General features: G+C 49.2%; 16 protein-coding genes. 8 read left to right on the forward strand and 8 right to left on the reverse strand.

The genetic code is table 11. The features are described 5' to 3' along the window. Positions 1-85: 85 nt before the first annotated feature. Entirely contained in the window at positions 86-286 is a 201-nt protein-coding gene (locus EZMO1_RS01080; RefSeq protein WP_034879163.1) for a GDP-mannose 4,6-dehydratase, read from the forward strand. 48 nt (positions 287-334) lie between these two features. Here the strand turns inward: EZMO1_RS01080 and phoU are convergent, their stop codons facing one another. The 4 genes from phoU to EZMO1_RS01100 form a co-directional block, all read right to left on the reverse strand. After that, complete coding sequence (gene phoU / locus EZMO1_RS01085) at positions 335-1,057, reverse strand: phosphate signaling complex protein PhoU (RefSeq protein ID WP_034879164.1); 723 nt, start codon at positions 1,055-1,057, stop codon at positions 335-337. Positions 1,058-1,071: 14 nt separating this feature from the next. Continuing rightward, positions 1,072-1,974 (reverse strand): phosphate ABC transporter ATP-binding protein PstB, encoded by a 903-nt coding sequence (gene pstB / locus EZMO1_RS01090; RefSeq protein ID WP_082212335.1) that lies wholly within the window; start codon positions 1,972-1,974, stop codon positions 1,072-1,074. Between the two features lie 123 nt (positions 1,975-2,097). Beyond that, a complete protein-coding gene (gene pstA, locus EZMO1_RS01095) occupies positions 2,098-3,795 on the reverse strand; it encodes a phosphate ABC transporter permease PstA (RefSeq protein ID WP_051790623.1) in 1,698 nt (565 codons plus the stop codon). 14 nt (positions 3,796-3,809) lie between these two features. Beyond that, positions 3,810-6,128 carry an ABC transporter permease subunit gene (locus EZMO1_RS01100; protein ID WP_338030494.1) on the reverse strand — a complete coding sequence of 773 codons (2,319 nt, stop codon included), beginning with the start codon at positions 6,126-6,128 and terminating at the stop codon, positions 3,810-3,812. A gap of 469 nt (positions 6,129-6,597) precedes the next feature. Here EZMO1_RS01100 and EZMO1_RS01105 point away from each other — a divergent pair, with 469 nt between their 5' ends. Next, positions 6,598-7,929 (forward strand): Na+/H+ antiporter family protein, encoded by a 1,332-nt coding sequence (locus EZMO1_RS01105; protein WP_034879168.1) that lies wholly within the window; start codon positions 6,598-6,600, stop codon positions 7,927-7,929. Between the two features lie 89 nt (positions 7,930-8,018). On the opposite strand, the gene EZMO1_RS01110 is transcribed toward EZMO1_RS01105, so the two are convergent. Further along, positions 8,019-8,984 (reverse strand): PstS family phosphate ABC transporter substrate-binding protein, encoded by a 966-nt coding sequence (locus EZMO1_RS01110; protein WP_034879170.1) that lies wholly within the window; start codon positions 8,982-8,984, stop codon positions 8,019-8,021. A gap of 381 nt (positions 8,985-9,365) precedes the next feature. Here EZMO1_RS01110 and EZMO1_RS01120 point away from each other — a divergent pair, with 381 nt between their 5' ends. The 3 genes from EZMO1_RS01120 (at position 9,366) to EZMO1_RS01130 (ending at position 11,788) form a co-directional block, all read left to right on the forward strand. Next, positions 9,366-9,902: a TRAP transporter small permease subunit gene (locus tag EZMO1_RS01120; protein WP_034879172.1), complete on the forward strand. Its 537-nt coding sequence runs from the start codon at positions 9,366-9,368 to the stop codon at positions 9,900-9,902. Continuing rightward, a complete protein-coding gene (locus EZMO1_RS01125) occupies positions 9,895-11,280 on the forward strand; it encodes a TRAP transporter large permease (RefSeq protein WP_034879173.1) in 1,386 nt (461 codons plus the stop codon). The genes EZMO1_RS01120 and EZMO1_RS01125 overlap by 8 nt, the downstream gene beginning before the upstream one ends. A gap of 106 nt (positions 11,281-11,386) precedes the next feature. Next, positions 11,387-11,788, forward strand: coding sequence for an acyl-CoA thioesterase (locus EZMO1_RS01130; protein ID WP_034879174.1), 402 nt, complete (start codon positions 11,387-11,389; stop codon positions 11,786-11,788). Here EZMO1_RS01130 and EZMO1_RS01135 read toward each other — a convergent pair. Continuing rightward, positions 11,778-12,179: a response regulator gene (locus EZMO1_RS01135; RefSeq protein ID WP_034879175.1), complete on the reverse strand. Its 402-nt coding sequence runs from the start codon at positions 12,177-12,179 to the stop codon at positions 11,778-11,780. The genes EZMO1_RS01130 and EZMO1_RS01135 overlap by 11 nt on opposite strands. Positions 12,180-12,234: 55 nt before the next feature. Further along, positions 12,235-12,903: a fumarylacetoacetate hydrolase family protein gene (locus EZMO1_RS01140; RefSeq protein WP_034879176.1), complete on the reverse strand. Its 669-nt coding sequence runs from the start codon at positions 12,901-12,903 to the stop codon at positions 12,235-12,237. 124 nt (positions 12,904-13,027) lie between these two features. Here EZMO1_RS01140 and EZMO1_RS01145 point away from each other — a divergent pair, with 124 nt between their 5' ends. The 3 genes from EZMO1_RS01145 (at position 13,028) to EZMO1_RS01155 (ending at position 15,295) form a co-directional block, all read left to right on the forward strand. Next, the gene (locus EZMO1_RS01145; RefSeq protein ID WP_034879178.1) at positions 13,028-13,288 is read left to right on the forward strand and encodes a DUF4404 family protein; all 261 of its coding nucleotides are present in this window, start codon (positions 13,028-13,030) and stop codon (positions 13,286-13,288) included. Between the two features lie 318 nt (positions 13,289-13,606). Beyond that, positions 13,607-14,836, forward strand: a complete 1,230-nt coding sequence (gene serA / locus EZMO1_RS01150) for a phosphoglycerate dehydrogenase (RefSeq protein WP_034879179.1) — start codon at positions 13,607-13,609, stop codon at positions 14,834-14,836. Between the two features lie 78 nt (positions 14,837-14,914). Then, the gene (locus EZMO1_RS01155; RefSeq protein WP_145912428.1) at positions 14,915-15,295 is read left to right on the forward strand and encodes a hypothetical protein; all 381 of its coding nucleotides are present in this window, start codon (positions 14,915-14,917) and stop codon (positions 15,293-15,295) included. A gap of 9 nt (positions 15,296-15,304) precedes the next feature. Here EZMO1_RS01155 and nagB read toward each other — a convergent pair whose 3' ends face one another. Continuing rightward, the gene (gene nagB, locus EZMO1_RS01160) at positions 15,305-16,180 is read right to left on the reverse strand and encodes a glucosamine-6-phosphate deaminase (protein ID WP_236632087.1); all 876 of its coding nucleotides are present in this window, start codon (positions 16,178-16,180) and stop codon (positions 15,305-15,307) included. Between the last annotated feature and the right edge of the window lie 56 nt (positions 16,181-16,236).

Consider the following 16,236-nt stretch of genomic DNA (forward strand, 5'->3'; position numbering starts at 1 on the left):
ATGTCTTTCGAAATGCGGCAAATTAATGTTGTAACATGGTGCTATTTTCTTATCTAAGCCTTGGGAATTCTGAAAAGTCCGAATTTTGGCATTTACAGTAAAAGTCGGTCTTCGCGTTAATATACCTTACCGGGATGAAGGCAGAAGGGAAGGAGACATTGACACCTGTTATGCCGATGTCAGTAAAGCCGAAGCAGAATTGGGCTGGAAAGCTCAGTATGGTTTGGAGGAAATGGTCAGGCACGCCTGGGTCTGGCAGCAGAAATACCCTGACGGGTATCGCTAAAACAGCACAGCGCCTTCCTTCGAATGAGCAAGGCGCTGTTAAGACGGTTTACTGATCAAACACTTCTGCCTGAATACGCTTGATGCCAATATGGCGTACGTCTTTACCCTTCACCAGATAAATCACATACTCGGCAATGTTGCGGGCATGGTCACCAATACGCTCTAACGAGCGCAGCACCCACATGATGTTCAGCACGCGGGTAATTGAGCGAGGATCTTCCATCATATAGGTCACCAGCTCACGGGTAGCACTCTTGTACTCGCGATCTACGGACTTGTCTTCTTTTGCCACGGCCAAAGCCAGATCCGCATCAAACCGGGCAAAAGCATTCAGGGCATCCTGAACCATCTGACGAACGTGATTACCAATATGGCGAGCTTCAATATAGCCCTTTGGGGCTTCACCCTGCTCTGTCAGGGAGATAGCAAAGCGGGCGATTTTAGCGGCTTCATCACCAATGCGTTCCAGATCGGTCGATGCTTTGGTACAGGCCAGAACCAGGCGCAGGTCGCTGGCAGCAGGCTGCCGCCGGGCAAGGATACGACTGCATTCTTCATCAATGGTCAGTTCCATGGCATTTATGTCTGTATCTTTTTCGCACACAGAAATAGCGCCTTCACTGTCGGCATTGATCAGAGCCTCGATGGCGTCTGACACCTGTTTCTCGACCTGACCACCCATCGACAACAGGTTATTACGCAATTCCTCCAGTTCATTATTGAACTGTTGAGAAATATGGTGGCTCAAAAGATCTGTTTTCGTATCCATATACTTATTCTGCCTCAGCCGTAACGGCCGGTAATATAGTCTTCAGTCTGCTTCCGGGCAGGGTTGGTGAAAACGGTATCAGTGTCACCAAACTCGATTAACTTGCCCATGTACATAAAAGCAGTGTAATCGGACACACGGGCTGCCTGCTGCATGTTGTGTGTCACAATCACGATAGTGAATTTTGATTTCAGTTTGTTGATCAGCTCTTCGATTTTCAACGTTGAAATCGGGTCCAGTGCCGAAGCCGGTTCATCCAGCAACAAAACCTCGGGTTCAACCGCAATAGTGCGGGCAATCACCAGTCGTTGCTGCTGACCACCCGACATACCCAGCGCACTTTCATGCAATCGATCCTTCACTTCATCCCACAGAGCCGCACTTTTTAACGCCCATTCAACCACTTCATCCAGAACCCGCTTCTTGTTGATACCCTGAATTCGCAGTCCATACGCCACGTTTTCATAAATACTCTTGGGAAACGGATTAGGTTTCTGGAACACCATGCCAACCCGACGACGCAGGTCGGCAGCATTCACCTCTTTGTCATAGATGTCGTGATTATCAAGCAGAATTTTGCCGGTAACGCTGCAATCTTCCACCAGGTCATTCATGCGATTCATCGTCCGCAGCAGCGTTGATTTACCGCAGCCGGAAGGCCCAATAAAAGCGGTGACCCGTTTCTTGGGAATCTTCATGGAAATGTCGAACAACGCCTGTTTCTTGCCATAATGCAGATTTAACTGCTCGACGCTAAAACAGGTTGCCTCCTGATCCAGAAACAACTTACGACGACTACGCCCCAAGCTTTCCAGATTAAACGCCGGGCTGGAAGTTTCCGTCGTCTCGGGCTTGGCAATTTGTTGCCCTTCCTCAGTCCGGGTTGATGTTCTCACGTCCAGTGCCTCACTCAGCATGGTAGTTACCCTGTTTTTACTATAGAAGCAGGCCAGGGATCAAAAATGACTCTCAAGATGAGATGAGACACCTTACCCACACCATATACCATTAAAAAGTTACATTTATATGACTGAGAGCCATCAGGCTTCCAGACTCTTATATTTTTCCCGCAGATGGTTGCGAATAGCGACAGCCGACAAATTCAGCACCGCAATCACCACCACCAGCAATAACGCGGTGGCATACACCAGAGGTCTTGCAGCCTCGACATTCGGGCTCTGGAAACCTACGTCATAGATATGAAAGCCCAGATGCATAAACTTCTGATCCAGATGCAGGAACGGATAGTTCGCATCCAGTGGCAGGCTCGGAGCCAGTTTCACAACACCCACCAGCATCAGCGGTGCCACTTCGCCAGCCGCTCGAGCCACAGCCAGAATCAACCCCGTCATCATTGCCGGGCTCGCCATCGGCAAGACCACACGCCAGAGCGTTTCCGCTTTCGTCGCGCCCAGCGCCAGACTGCCTTCACGCACCGAACGGGGAATGCGGGACAAACCTTCTTCTGTTGCCACAATCACTACAGGAAGAGTCAGCAATGCCAACGTAATGGACGCCCAGAGCAATCCCGGCGTACCAAAGGTTGGTGCAGGCAAGGCTTCCGGGAAAAACAACTGATCGATCTGTCCACCAGCAAAATAGATAAAAAAGCCAAGACCAAAGACGCCATAAACAATGGATGGCACACCGGCAAGGTTGTTCACAGCAATACGAATAGCTCGTGTCAGCCAACCCTGTGAGGCGTATTCACGCAGATAAACCGCTGCCACGACACCAAAGGGCGTCACGATGATCGACATCAGAATCACCATCATAACGGTACCGAAAATGGCAGGAAATACACCACCTTCCGTATTCGCTTCGCGGGGATCTTCGGTAATGAACTCTTTCAGCTTGCTGAAGTAGAAACCGATTTTCTGCCAGACTGACATGGCGTTGGGTTTATAAGCCCTGACAATTTTGCTGAAGGACAGCTCGGTTTCCCGCCCTTGAACCGTTGTTGCGATAAAACTGTCACGGTTAAAAGCGGTATAAAGCTGCGCCAGACGGTCTTCCATCACCTTGTATTCAGCCTGATAAGCACGACGCTGTGCTTCTATATCCATCAGCCGTTCCGGCGTCAGACGATCTTTCAATTCAAGACTTCGCTGCTGCAGGCGCAATCGTTCTAATCTGGCATTAACCGAGCCAATTTCATGCTTTTCAATGTCATAGATCTCTTGGTGTATTGCCAGAGCCCGATCCAGACGGGTTTGCAATTCATCCCAGGCCTCAGCGCCAGTGGAAACGATAACTCCATCTTGCTTAATGCTTTGCAGATAGCCATAGAAGTTACCCCACTCCCGACGTTCTAACGCCATTATGTCTTCAGGGTATTTGCGCTTAAGCAGCCAGCGATCCACTACCCACGCAAAATCCGAACCGTAAATATCACGGTTCCCGACTTTTAGCAGATCCCGAATGACTTCGTCTTCATTATCTTCGATGGGCAAACCCGCTGCTTTCAATCGGGCAGCAGGCACTTCTTCAGATTCAACAATCTCGCCAGCCACTATTCTCGGAGCCTGTCCGGGAATCTGGTATTCCGTAACGATAATACTACCCGGCCAGAAGTGTCCGAGCCCACGAAAGGCAATCAGTGCCAGCAGACCCACCACCAGAATCACACTGATCGCAACCGCTCCGGCATTTAACCAGACCCAGGGAGAGCCACTGCTAAACCAGTTGCCGACTGACGTTTTATGAGACGCAGACGCTTTGTTTGTCACTGCTTTCATTATTATGATTCCTTTTACAGTGAACTGTATTTCTTGCGCAGACGATGACGAACGATTTCAGCTGCAGTGTTAACGACAAAGGTAAATAAAAACAGAACCAGTGCAGCAAGGAACAATATCCGGTAATGACTGCTACCGACTTCTGATTCGGGCATTTCTACCGCAATATTAGCCGCCAGTGTTCGCATACCTTCAAAGATATTTACGTCCATGATCGGTGTATTACCCGTGGCCATCAACACAATCATGGTTTCACCCACAGCCCGGCCCATGCCAATCATAACAGCAGAGAAAATACCCGGACTTGCGGTCAGAAGCACTACCCGAACCAGTGTCTGCCAGGGTGTTGCACCCAGAGCCAGAGAGCCATAACTAAGGTGTTTTGGCACGCTGAAAATAGCGTCCTCAGCAATGGAGAAAATGGTGGGAATCACTGCGAAACCCATCGCCAGCCCGACCACCAGAGCATTTCGCTGGTCATAGGGAATACCCAGTTCCGAGGTCAGCCAGGTACGCATATCGCCATTGAAGAAAGTGACTTCCAGTACAGTGTTCATGGAGAAAGCGACATAACCACTTAACAAAACGACAGGTACCAACAAAGCAGCCTGCCAGCCTTCAGGCACCGAGTGTCGAATTTTGCTTGGCAATGCATCCCAGATAAAGGCAAACAGAAGAATACCTACCGGCACAAAAAGCAGCAGTGCAAAAATTCCCGGCAAATTGTTTTCAATCAATGGCGCCAGCCACAAACCAGCCAGAAAACCCAAAATAACGGTAGGCAAGGCTTCCATAAGCTCAATCATAGGCTTCACCTTGCGGCGCATGCCCGGAGCCATAAAGTAAGCGGTGTAAATAGCACCGGCTATGGCCAGTGGCGTTGCCAGCAGCATGGCGTAAAATGCGGCTTTCAGGGTACCGAACGAAAGCGGTGTGAGGCTGAGCTTAGGCTCGAAATCATTGTTGGAGGCCGAGGATTGCCAGATATATTCAGGCTGTTCATAACCTTCATACCAGACTTTTTGCCACAAGGCAGAGAATGAGACTTCAGGATGCTCATTCTTTACTCTCAGGAACTCAACGCCGTTTTGTCCATCTACCAGCAGGTAATTGCTTCTTGGAGAGATGGCCATCTGGTTAATCACACCATCAGAGAGTTTTTCCCTGATAATCGAGCGTCCGGCAGTAGTATAAAAAACACCGACATTGCCTTCAGTATCAGCCGCCAGAAAGCCTTTACGACGATGTTCAGGTTTTATACTGGTAATCGGATTGTCTGTTAGTTTGAAATCACGAATCCGCTGCAAAGACCATTCATTGTTATCATCACGCACCATAGACCACTGGCTTATTAAACCACTGTCGTCGCCTGTAAGCAGTGAAACACCACCCAGAAGAAACTGAATATCGGTAATATTGGCATCACCAACCGTCAGGTCGGTAACAGAGTGCAAATACAACTGGTTCATCCGGGCGACATTGATAATTGCCATCTCGTCACCCGTCATTCGAACAAACAACCAACGCTGGTCAGGCTCAATTTTCAGCTGCTCCGGTGTGCCGGGAATAGCCGGTAAGGTAATAGGCTGCTGTTCCAGAGTCACCTCTTCAGTCAGAAAGTTTTCTTCTTTACTGAAGGCTGTAGCCACCATTTTGCCGTTGCTGATTGCTGCAATGAATAGCTGCCTGTCATTGTCAGCCAACGTAATATCACTGAGACTTGCATTCCCCAATGTCAGGGGTTCTTTTCCATAGGGGTATTCGACCACCGGCGTGATTACCCGCTGATCATTGGGCCAGCTGATTTTGTGCCCATACTTGAAAACAATCGCCTGACCATCACTTAAACCGGCAGCCATGAGGGTTGAGTCAGCCGAATCACTGGTCAATGTGGTGACTTCCGTACCGGTAGGAAGCGGTAAATAAAATCTGGCTTTATCGTCACCCGTCCGGGTCGAACGAAAATTCAATTCACCCAGACGGTTGATGCTGAGGGCAATTTCTCCCTGTTCCTCCATGCTCATATAGAGTGAAGGCTTGTCCTGATCAATACTCTGGGTCCAGGTACTCTGAGGGGTGATCGTAGCGCCTTTAAACAACGGCGCTACTTCATAGACCAGATAGAAAAATATGAGGGTTATGGCGGCAATAACGCCAAGCCCGCCAACAGCTACTGCCCAACGGGCAACATTGTCTTTTAAAAAACGCAAAGAGCGCTTCCGCTTGAGGGCCGGGGTGTTGAAATCGACACCAGGGCTGTTTTCTATAGTTTTTTGGTACATGGCACTGGTCGCACGGATTAATGAGCGTACGATAAAACGAATATGTGACAAAATTGTTACAATAGGAAAATAAATGATCAATCCCGTTGTTTATTGCCACGATATTTCGGATTCGTTCAAGCTTTAACCGGCGCGAATATTACGTTTGCACAGAATAGGAAAAATCAGTATTTTAAAAAAACTCGAGATAAGGACGCAGTACATTAATTGAGACTACTCATGTTAATACAACAATTAAGCCCACAAAATGGGCAATGCTATCAGGAATACCCCTCCTGCTTAAAAAATCGTTCATTCAACAGCATTGATGCAATGTCTGCCGCTGTCACCTCTCTGCATTCCCACCAACACCATCATTCCCATCATTGATTCCTTCTCGGGAACCTTTGTTTCATAGCAACTGTTAAAAGTTCAACGCCACAAAATTAGTCCATATTGGATAGTGGTTAAACGAAAGCTGGCTGCAATAAAGAAAGTAAACAAGTATTCAGTTAGCTGGGAATAACAATCAGGAAATTCAATGAACGCAGTAATTCTAGCTGTAACCGTTATGCTGGCGCTGAGTTTGATGCGCGTCAACGTTGTGATGGCACTGTTTCTGGGTGCCCTTGCGGGAGGTTTGTCTGGTGGACTGGACATCCATGAAACCATTGCCGCATTTTCAGAAGGTCTGGGCGGAGGCGCAGGCATTGCCCTGAGTTATGCCATGCTGGGTGCTTTTGCCGTTGCCATTTCACGCTCGGGTGTCCCCGAGTGGCTGGCAGGCAAAATCATTAAGAAGGTTAAAAGTGGAGCATCATCCGATAGCAACGGTGGCAATAGTTCACTGAAATACGGTGTCTTTGTGATGGTGCTTCTGATGGCATTTGCCTCCCAGAACCTGGTACCCGTACACATCGCTTTTATTCCGGTATTGATTCCACCTCTGCTGTCAGCTTTTGCTGCCATGCATATTGACCGTCGCCAGATTGCCTGCCTGCTGACGTTTGGTTTGACTGCGACCTACATGCTGGTACCTGTTGGCTTCGGTAATATCTACCTGATGCAGATACTGGGTGGCAACCTGCAGAAAAATGGCCTGGATATCGATTTGAGCCTGATGCCTTCTGCCATGATGATTCCGGTCGGAGGTATGTTTCTGGGTCTGCTGTTTGCCCTGTTCGTCAGCTACCGTAAACCCCGTACTTACCGGGTTGAAGAGAGTCAGCTGGCTCAGGATGAAGAAGTGACTCTGACCACCGCCAATGTTGTTTCTGTTGTACTGGCTATTGCTGCTGCACTGGGGATTCAGTTAAGTACCGGTTCCATGTCTCTGGGTGCCGCAACCGGCTTCATCATCATGATTCTGGGCAGGGTCGTTTGCTGGCGTGAAGCCGATGACGTTTTCTCAAAAGGTCTGCGCATGATGGCGGCTTGTGGCTTTATCATGATCTCTGCCGCCGGTTTTGCCGAGGTGCTGCGTGCTACAGGTGATATTCCTGTACTGGTGAACATGGTTGAAGATCTGGTTGGTGGCAGCCAGGCGATGGCAGCCCTTATGATGCTGCTGGTTGGCCTGCTGGTGACCATGGGAATCGGTTCTTCCTTCTCCACAGTGCCTATTCTTGCCACTCTGTATGTACCACTGGCTATGGCTCTTGGCTTTTCACCACTGGCAACAGCTGCATTGGTCGGTACAGCAGGTGGTCTGGGCGATGCGGGCTCTCCGGCGTCCGACTCCACCATTGGCCCAACTGCAGGTCTGAATGCTGACGGTCAGCACGATCACATTCGTGACTCAGTGCTGCCTACTTTCCTGCACTATAACGTGCCAATGATTATCTTTGGCTGGATTGCTGCGATGGTGCTGTAAACCCGCTGCTCTGAATTCACGAAACAGAATAAAAAAATCCCCGCAATGCCAGAGCCATGCGGGGATTTTTTATTCCAGAATCCGAACTATCAAAGATCCAGTTCACTCAGATATTTCTCAACCACTGTCGTAGGCAGCGGGATATAGCCATCTTTCACCACCACTTCCTGACCCTGACGGGACAGAACCATCTTCAGGAACTCACGCTCCAGAGGAGGCAGGGCACGGTTTGGCTGCTTGTTCACATAAACATAGAGGAAACGAGCCAGTGGGTAGCTGCTGTTAACCGCATTGGCCGGTGTCGCATCCACAAATGCCTGACCGGCTTTCTTTGCCAGAGGGACAGTACGAACACTGGACGTCTTGTAACCAATACCGGAGTAACCCAGACCATTAATGGAAGCAGATACCGACTGCACCACAGACGCAGAACCCGGCTGCTCGTTGACGTTGTTGCGGAAGTCACCCTTACACAGTGCTACTTTCTTGAAGTAACCATAAGTGCCGGATACAGAGTTACGGCCATACAGCTGAATGGAACGATTTTCCCATGGTCCACCCAGACCGGCTTGCCCCCAGGTGGTAATGTTCTGTTCGCCACCACAACGGCGGGTTGTGGAGAAGATAGCGTCCACCTGAGCCATGGTCAGACCTTTGATAGGGTTGTCCTTGTTGACAAAAACAGCCAGAGCATCAATTGCCACAGGAACAGGTGTCGGCTTGTAGCCGTAGCGCTTTTCAAACGCTTCCAGCTCTTTGTCCTTCATCTTGCGGCTCATGGGGCCAATGTTGGAAGTGCCTTCAGTCAGAGCAGGAGGCGCAGTAGAAGAACCGGCTGCCTGAATTTGTACGTTAACGTTCGGGTATTCGCGTTTGAAGTCTTCTGCCCAGAGCGTCATCAGGTTAGCCAGCGTATCGGAACCAACGCTGGACAGGTTGCCCGATACACCGCTGGATTTTTTGTAGACCGGCATATCCGCATCTATCTGGCTGGCCACCGCGCCCTGCATGCCTGCAGTAAGAGCCACTGCAGTGATGAGTGCTTTCAGTTTCATGTGTAGTCTCTCCTGAGAGGGTTCTTGTTATTCGCTGCGGTTCCATTCCGCGTTAGAGACGATACAGACCCAACAGCCATGAACGGTTTTGTCTGCACTGCAGGCGGGAACAAAAGTTCATGGTAATAAGATTGTCTGATGGCTGAAATCATAGGGAGGGAATATGACAATTTTGTGAACAGCAGAAAAAACGAACCGTCAATAGCCTCAAACCCAATGATCATTTTGCAGAATAAGGCTGTGGCTGGGTATAATCGACAACGAAAATTACAGCATTGCGATAACAACTGAAATGTAATTTTCAAGACTTTACCATGCAGTCAGGCAGTCTCGCTCATGGCATTGTCTTTAACCATAACAATAATAAATCAGGGGCATATCATGAAATCCGGCTGGATTGTGCTGCACAGAGTTGTAGCCGGGATTGATCAGTTGACGGAAAAAACCGGTCAGCTAATCAGTTGGTTTAACCTGTTACTGGTCTTGTCTGTCTGTCTTGTTGTTCTGCTGCGTTACTTCCTGAATATTGGCTCCATTGCCCTGCAGGAAACAGCCATGTACTTTCATGCGCTGATTTTTCTGGGAGCCAGTGGTTACACTCTTAAGCATCAGGAACACGTCAGAGTCGATGTCTTTTACCGACGAATGTCGCCTAAAGGGCAGGCTCTGGTGAACAGTCTTGGAACACTATTTCTGCTCATTCCTGTTTGCCTGTTTATCGGATTTATGAGCTGGGAATACGTTGTCCGGTCCTGGTCCATCATGGAAACCTCCACCGACCCGGGCGGGCTGCCCGCTGTCTTTCTGCTGAAAAGCCTGATCCTTTTTCTCGTATTCAGCCTGTTTTTACAGGGTATTGCCGAGCTGCTGCGTTCATTAATGCTTCTGGCCAATGCTCCGGAGGTGCAGCATGGTTGAATGTATTCCTCTGATTATGTTCGCCTGTGTTTGCGCTGTATTAATGATCGGCTACCCCGTCGCTTTTTCTCTGGCAGGCACCGCATTGATGTTTGCCGCTATTGGTACACTGACCGGATACTTCGACAGTTCTTTTCTAACCGCATTACCCAGTCGTTTATTTGGCATCGTGGGTAATCAAACATTACTGGCTGTACCACTGTTCGTCTTTATGGGCGTGATGCTGGAAAAATCCCGTGTGGCTGAAAACCTGCTGGAAAGTATGGCGCGCCTGTTCGGCCAGATGCGTGGGGGGCTGGGGCTTTCTGTAACAGTCGTGGGAATGTTATTAGCAGCGAGTACCGGTATTGTTGGTGCCACGGTCGTTACCATGGGGTTGTTGTCTCTGCCCACCATGATGCGCCGGGGTTATTCAGCCCAGCTCGCCACCGGCACCATTTGTGCGACCGGTAGCCTTGGTCAAATCATTCCACCTTCCATCGCTTTAGTGCTGTTAGGTGATGTTTTATCCACAGCCTATCAGCAGGCTCAATTGAATATGGGTGTCTTCTCACCGAAAACGGTCTCTGTTGGAGATCTGTTTGTGGGTGCATTAATTCCCGGACTACTACTGGTTCTGGCCTACTCACTGTATGTCATGATAACCGCATGGTTAAAGCCAGACTCTGCACCCGCCTTAACCGATGAAGAGATCAGGCAGTTCGACGAAAACAACCAGTCATCGCTGTTGATGACATTGCTGCCCCCGATCATGCTGATTGTTGTTGTGCTCGGTTCCATCCTTACGGGCATCGCAACACCCACAGAAGCAGCTGGCGTTGGTGCTCTCGGAGCGATTGTTCTGGCAGCCATCCGCCGTCAGGTTCACCGGGACATTCTTTACGAAGTGGTCACCTGTACCAGCAAAATCACCTGCATGGTGTTCCTGATTCTGATCGGAGCCTCGGTCTTTTCGCTGGTGTTCCGCGGGTTTGGTGGCGAAGAACTGATCCAGTCGTTGTTTGAGAGTCTGCCCGGCGGTGTATTTACAGCGGTGTTGCTGGTCATGGTTGTTATGTTCCTGTTGGGCTTTATTCTCGACTTTATTGAAATCACCTTTGTTATTGTGCCCATGGTTGGCCCGGTTCTGCTGGCTATGGGAGTTGATCCGGTCTGGCTTGGCATTATGATTGCTGTTAATTTGCAGACCTCTTTTTTAACGCCGCCTTTTGGCTTTGCACTGTTTTATCTGAGGGGTGTCGCTCCCAAAGAAGTCGCAACAGCGGATATTTACAAAGGTGTTGTGCCTTTTATTGCTATTCAGCTGATGATGCTGATGGCTCTGGCCATCTGGCCGCAACTGGCCACCTGGCTGCCAGCACAAATTTACGGCTCATAATGCCGGGGCCGCTTCAACATTGAATAAGAGCAGTATTAAACAAGTGCAGCACTAAACCAGTGCATGCTGAACCCGCAGCAAAATAAGAAAAACCGGGAGAGAACGAATGAATCTTGTGAGTGACACAATTCCGGTGCCAGAAGGCGAGTTGACCCTGAAGGTACTGGCAGACAACCAATCCACCAATCATACCGGTGATGTATTTGCTGGCTGGGTTGCCATGAACGTTGATCAGGCCGGAGAGATTCAGGCCAGAAAAGTGGCCAAAGGTCGGGTTGTTACCGTCAGCATTGGCTCCATGAGCTTTATGCGCCCGGTTCAGGTCGGTGACATTCTCGGTCTCTACACCCGGGTAACAGAAGTAGGGAAAACATCCATCAGGGTTGTGGTAGAAGCCTGGATAGAAAACGACAGCATTGATCCCGGATCACAAAAGAAACTGACGGAAACCTCAATGGTATTTGTTGCCATTGATGGCTCTGGCAGTACCCAGCGAATTAACCGCTGAGCTTGTCATACCAGCGCTGCAACAACCCGGTCATCTTCTCAACCGTAACAGGCTTGTCTATAAAATCATCCATGCCTGCCTGACGGCAGGTCTGTTGGTCTTCATCCTTGGTATTCGCGGTAAAGGCAATGATAGGAATCTGGTGGTGAGCAAGCCCTGACGTTCTCACAGCCCTGGTCGCGTCAAAGCCATCCATAACCGGCATAATGCAATCCATTAATACCAGATCAAACGATTCCTGCTCTAACTTCAGCACGGCTTCTTTACCGTTCTCTACGATGGTTGTTGAGCAGCCCAGTTTTTTCAACAAAGCCCCAACGACCATCTGGTTTACCTTGTTGTCCTCTGCAACCAGAATATGGAGCTTAAAAGTAGGTAATGTTTCTGACACCAGATCATCCTTTCTGAAGCTATATAATTAAATATCTAGCGTATGAATAAGATCTTTAGAAAGCCTTGCAGGTTGTTTCGATAGAGAAAACATTTTTTATCGTCAACTCCAGCTGATCACCCGCATACAAAGGCGCAACACCCTTAGGTGTTCCGGAAAGGACAATGTCTCCGGGTTCCAGAGTGAAATGACGGCTGATAAAACTCAACAGCCCCGGAATAGACGTCAGCATATGGGCACTGGTGTCCTGCTGCCGCACTTCTCCATTGACCTTCAAACTGAACTCGATGCTATCCAGATTGGGTAAATGTTCTTTTGCAACAAAGGATGAAATCGGGCAGCTGCCGTCAAACGCTTTGGCAATTTCCCATGGCAACCCTTTACTTTTCATTTTTGACTGCAGATCCCTCAGTGTCAGATCCAGAGCCAGTCCCAGTGCTTTAATGGCACTGGTGGCTTCGTGCTCACTGGCATTGCACAATGGCTTATCAATCAGCAGGGCAATTTCTGTTTCAAAATGAACGTCGCCACGATCCTGCGGAATTTTGAAGGGCAGCTCCAGATGCACGGCAGAACTGACCGGTTTAATAAACAACACCGGGTCATCCGGAAGAGGATTGTTTAATTCTTCAACGTGTTCGGCATAGTTTCTACCGACACAGACTATTTTTCCTGTTGGCAGGTTAATACGGTCGCCACTAAGCCAGCGGTGCCTGTACTTCATCTAGGCTTCCTTTTTATCTTATCATTGTAATGTGGCCGATACGTTCCCGGCAGCCAGTGGCCAAAAAAGGATACACATCGGTTATGAATCAATCCATCAGGCTTCCAAGCCGAAGGAGAGTGCCATGTCAGAAGAACTCCATCTCAATATCCAGGATCTGCACGACTTGCTGGAAGGTCAGCCTGTTGATGATTGCACAGCTGGCTCCCTGAAACAGATCACCGACGAAATCCAGTTGGCACTGGCACAGGCAGAGGGGGAAATCCCACTGCAGGAGTACAACGAACAACTGGAACAGGAGGCCATACGCTTCAGCGAAGCTCATCCCGCTATATCTCAAGCCATCAGGCAGGTGATAACCACTTTGTCCAGTATTGGCATCTAACCCCTGCGGGGTATGTTAACCTTTCCTGACCACAGGTTTAACCCTTCATAAGTAGCAGAACCACAGCGCGACAGCTAATCACTAAAATCTGATGCAAAAAAACCAGCTTCCAGCTGTCGCTGTGGTATCATTTTCAGCCCAAACAGGCAGCTGGTACGGACTCCGGCTACTCTGTCCTAAACCAGAGCGTCCTAAACCAGAGCGTCCTGAAATAGAGCGTCCATAAACAGAACAGCCTGAACCGGATACACAGCCCCTCATTAAAAAAACAACGTCTGTGTGACCGGAGCTATAGAAAAAAACAACTGAGCGAACGATATGTCATCCACATCTCTGGACAAGAGCAAGATTAAATTCCTTCTGCTGGAAGGTGTACATCCCTCAGCCGTAGAAGCCCTGAAAGCTGCGGGCTACAGCAACATAAACTATGTCACCAAATCATTGCCAACAGAAGAGCTGAAGTCACGGGTGGCAGATGCCCACTTCATCGGTATTCGCTCACGCACCCAGCTGACTGACGATATTTTTGAAGCTGCCAAAAAACTGATTGCTGTTGGCTGCTTCTGCATCGGAACCAACCAGGTTGACCTGAATGCCGCCACCATTCGCGGTATCCCTGTGTTTAATGCGCCTTATTCCAACACTCGCTCGGTGGCCGAGCTGGTGTTGGCAGAAGCCATTTTACTACTGCGTGGAATTCCGGAAAAAAATGCTCTGGCACATCAGGGTGGCTGGCTGAAAAGTGCAGCAAATTCTTATGAAAGCCGGAGTAAAAAGCTGGGCATTGTCGGCTATGGCAACATTGGCAGTCAGTTGAGTATTCTTGCCGAATCTCTGGGCATGGACGTCTATTTTTACGACACCGTCACCAAACTGCCAATGGGTAATGCCAAGCCGGTCTCTGACCTGAACCAGCTGTTGGCTATGTCAGACGTTGTCAGTCTGCATGTGCCGGAAACCCCTGCAACCAAGTGGATGCTGGGTGCAGAACAGTTTGCGGCCATGAAAGACGGCAGTGTTCTGATCAACGCCTCCAGAGGCACCGTGGTTGATATTGAAGCGCTAGCTACCGCTCTTGAAACCGGCAAACTGCTGGGGGCTGCCATCGACGTATTTCCTGAAGAACCCCGCTCTAACAACGACGAGTTCATCAGTCAGCTGCGCGGCATGAACAACGTCATCCTGACTCCGCACATTGGTGGCAGTACTCAGGAAGCCCAAGAAAACATTGGTGGTGAAGTGGTGGATAAGTTCATCAAATACAGTGACATTGGTACAACACTGTCGTCTGTTAACTTCCCTGAAGTGTCTTTGCCGACCCACACAGGCAAACACCGCTTGCTGCACATTCACAAAAACATTCCCGGTGTACTGGGTTCGGTCAACCAGATTTTCTCCGACAACAACATCAACATCAGCGGTCAGTATCTGCAAACCAATGATCAGGTGGGTTACGTGGTCATTGACGTGGATGCGGAACGTAGCGAAATAGCTCTGGAGAAGCTGAGAGAGATAGAAGGCACCATTCGTTGCCGGGTGCTGTACTGATCAGCACCTTCACCCGGGGGAACTTTTGCCGTCATGGTGCGTCTAAACAGGTAGATGTTAAAGAAAAGGATTTCTGCCATGAATGGTATACCGTCCACAGGGCAATTCAATGACCACCATTTTCGAGGCCGACGCACCCAAGGCACAGCTAGTGGAAGCTCTTCTAATGAGCAGCAGGCTTTTTATCGTTCCAACCGTACCTATGCCCCGCGAACTACTACTCACCAACCTGATGGCACAAATCATAAGCCAGCAAAAGCCAAAAAGCCGGAACAACCATGCTTTATGGAACGGCACTGTGGAAAAATATCTGTGCTGGGCGGAGCGGCTTCTCTGGCTGGAGTACTGCTGTGTTTTGCCTCTATTCCTTTGGGCATATCACTATTTGCACCAGCCTTCACGACGTTCTGGCTGGGTTTTGCATACACAGGTGTCATCAACAAAGCCCTTGGCTGCTAAGTGATAAAGCTACAAATTCCGGATATTTTCCGCCTCCAGTTCGGCAAAATACCTCAGGGTTTTCACCCTGAGCTCCATAGTTGCATCATCATCACAGACAATCATGGCTTTTGGGTGCATTTGCAAGGCAGAGACCGTCCAAAGATGATTAACAGCACCTTCAACGGCTGCTTTCAGGGCCTGTGCTTTTTCTGATCCGGTCACCAGAATCATCACTTCACGGGCATCCATCAATGTTCCGACACCAATGGTCAACGCTAATTTCGGTACCTGATTCATATCACCATTAAAGAAACGGGAGTTGGCCTGACGGGTTTTATCGGTCAGTGTTTTGATGCGGGTGCGTGAGGCCAGTGACGAACCCGGTTCATTGAAAGCAATATGCCCATCATGACCAACACCACCCATAAAGAGTTCAATTCCACCAAGGGCTTTGATCTTCTGCTCATAACGCAGACATTCAGCCTCGAGATCTTCAGGATTACCATCCAGCAGGTTGATGTTTTCCAGCGGAATATCAATGTGCTCAAAGAAATTCCTGAACATAAAACTGCGATAAGACTCCGGATAATCAGCAGGAATACCCACATACTCATCCATATTGAAGGTCACCACATGCCGGAAGCTGACCTTGCCAGCCTGATGCATTTGAATCAGTTTTTTATAAGTGTTGAGTGGCGTTCCACCTGTCGGCAATCCGAGCACGAAAGGGCGATCAGCGGTCGGCTCGAATGCATTAATTCTGTCCACAATATGTTTGGCAGCCCACTTGCCGACGTCGTCTTTACTGGAAACAGGAATTAAACGCATATCATCACCTTCCGATCTTGAACGGTTTGTTTGAAAATTATTATTGCTCAGGCTGTCCCGGAGACGTTGTCTCATGACATTTACACCTTGATGTAACCGGCTACATCACCAGCTTTGGAACATTCTACGTA

Source organism: Endozoicomonas montiporae CL-33 (genome assembly GCF_001583435.1).
GTDB classification, from domain to species: Bacteria; Pseudomonadota; Gammaproteobacteria; order Pseudomonadales; family Endozoicomonadaceae; genus Endozoicomonas_A; species Endozoicomonas_A montiporae.

What these genes read in the sequence shown, in the direction of transcription:
- pstB (WP_082212335.1), bottom strand. Translation starts at nt 1,974, where the DNA reads ATGCTGAGTGAGGCACTGGACGTGAGAACATCAACCCGGACTGAGGAA.
- EZMO1_RS01130 (WP_034879174.1), top strand. Translation starts at nt 11,387, where the DNA reads ATGAATCTTGTGAGTGACACAATTCCGGTGCCAGAAGGCGAGTTGACC.
- EZMO1_RS01145 (WP_034879178.1), top strand. Translation starts at nt 13,028, where the DNA reads ATGTCAGAAGAACTCCATCTCAATATCCAGGATCTGCACGACTTGCTG.
- EZMO1_RS01125 (WP_034879173.1), top strand. Translation starts at nt 9,895, where the DNA reads ATGGTTGAATGTATTCCTCTGATTATGTTCGCCTGTGTTTGCGCTGTA.
- serA (WP_034879179.1), top strand. Translation starts at nt 13,607, where the DNA reads ATGTCATCCACATCTCTGGACAAGAGCAAGATTAAATTCCTTCTGCTG.
- EZMO1_RS01110 (WP_034879170.1), bottom strand. Translation starts at nt 8,984, where the DNA reads ATGAAACTGAAAGCACTCATCACTGCAGTGGCTCTTACTGCAGGCATG.
- EZMO1_RS01120 (WP_034879172.1), top strand. Translation starts at nt 9,366, where the DNA reads ATGAAATCCGGCTGGATTGTGCTGCACAGAGTTGTAGCCGGGATTGAT.
- pstA (WP_051790623.1), bottom strand. Translation starts at nt 3,795, where the DNA reads ATGAAAGCAGTGACAAACAAAGCGTCTGCGTCTCATAAAACGTCAGTC.
- EZMO1_RS01105 (WP_034879168.1), top strand. Translation starts at nt 6,598, where the DNA reads ATGAACGCAGTAATTCTAGCTGTAACCGTTATGCTGGCGCTGAGTTTG.
- EZMO1_RS01155 (WP_145912428.1), top strand. Translation starts at nt 14,915, where the DNA reads ATGAATGGTATACCGTCCACAGGGCAATTCAATGACCACCATTTTCGA.
- nagB (WP_236632087.1), bottom strand. Translation starts at nt 16,180, where the DNA reads ATGAGACAACGTCTCCGGGACAGCCTGAGCAATAATAATTTTCAAACA.
- EZMO1_RS01140 (WP_034879176.1), bottom strand. Translation starts at nt 12,903, where the DNA reads ATGAAGTACAGGCACCGCTGGCTTAGTGGCGACCGTATTAACCTGCCA.
- phoU (WP_034879164.1), bottom strand. Translation starts at nt 1,057, where the DNA reads ATGGATACGAAAACAGATCTTTTGAGCCACCATATTTCTCAACAGTTC.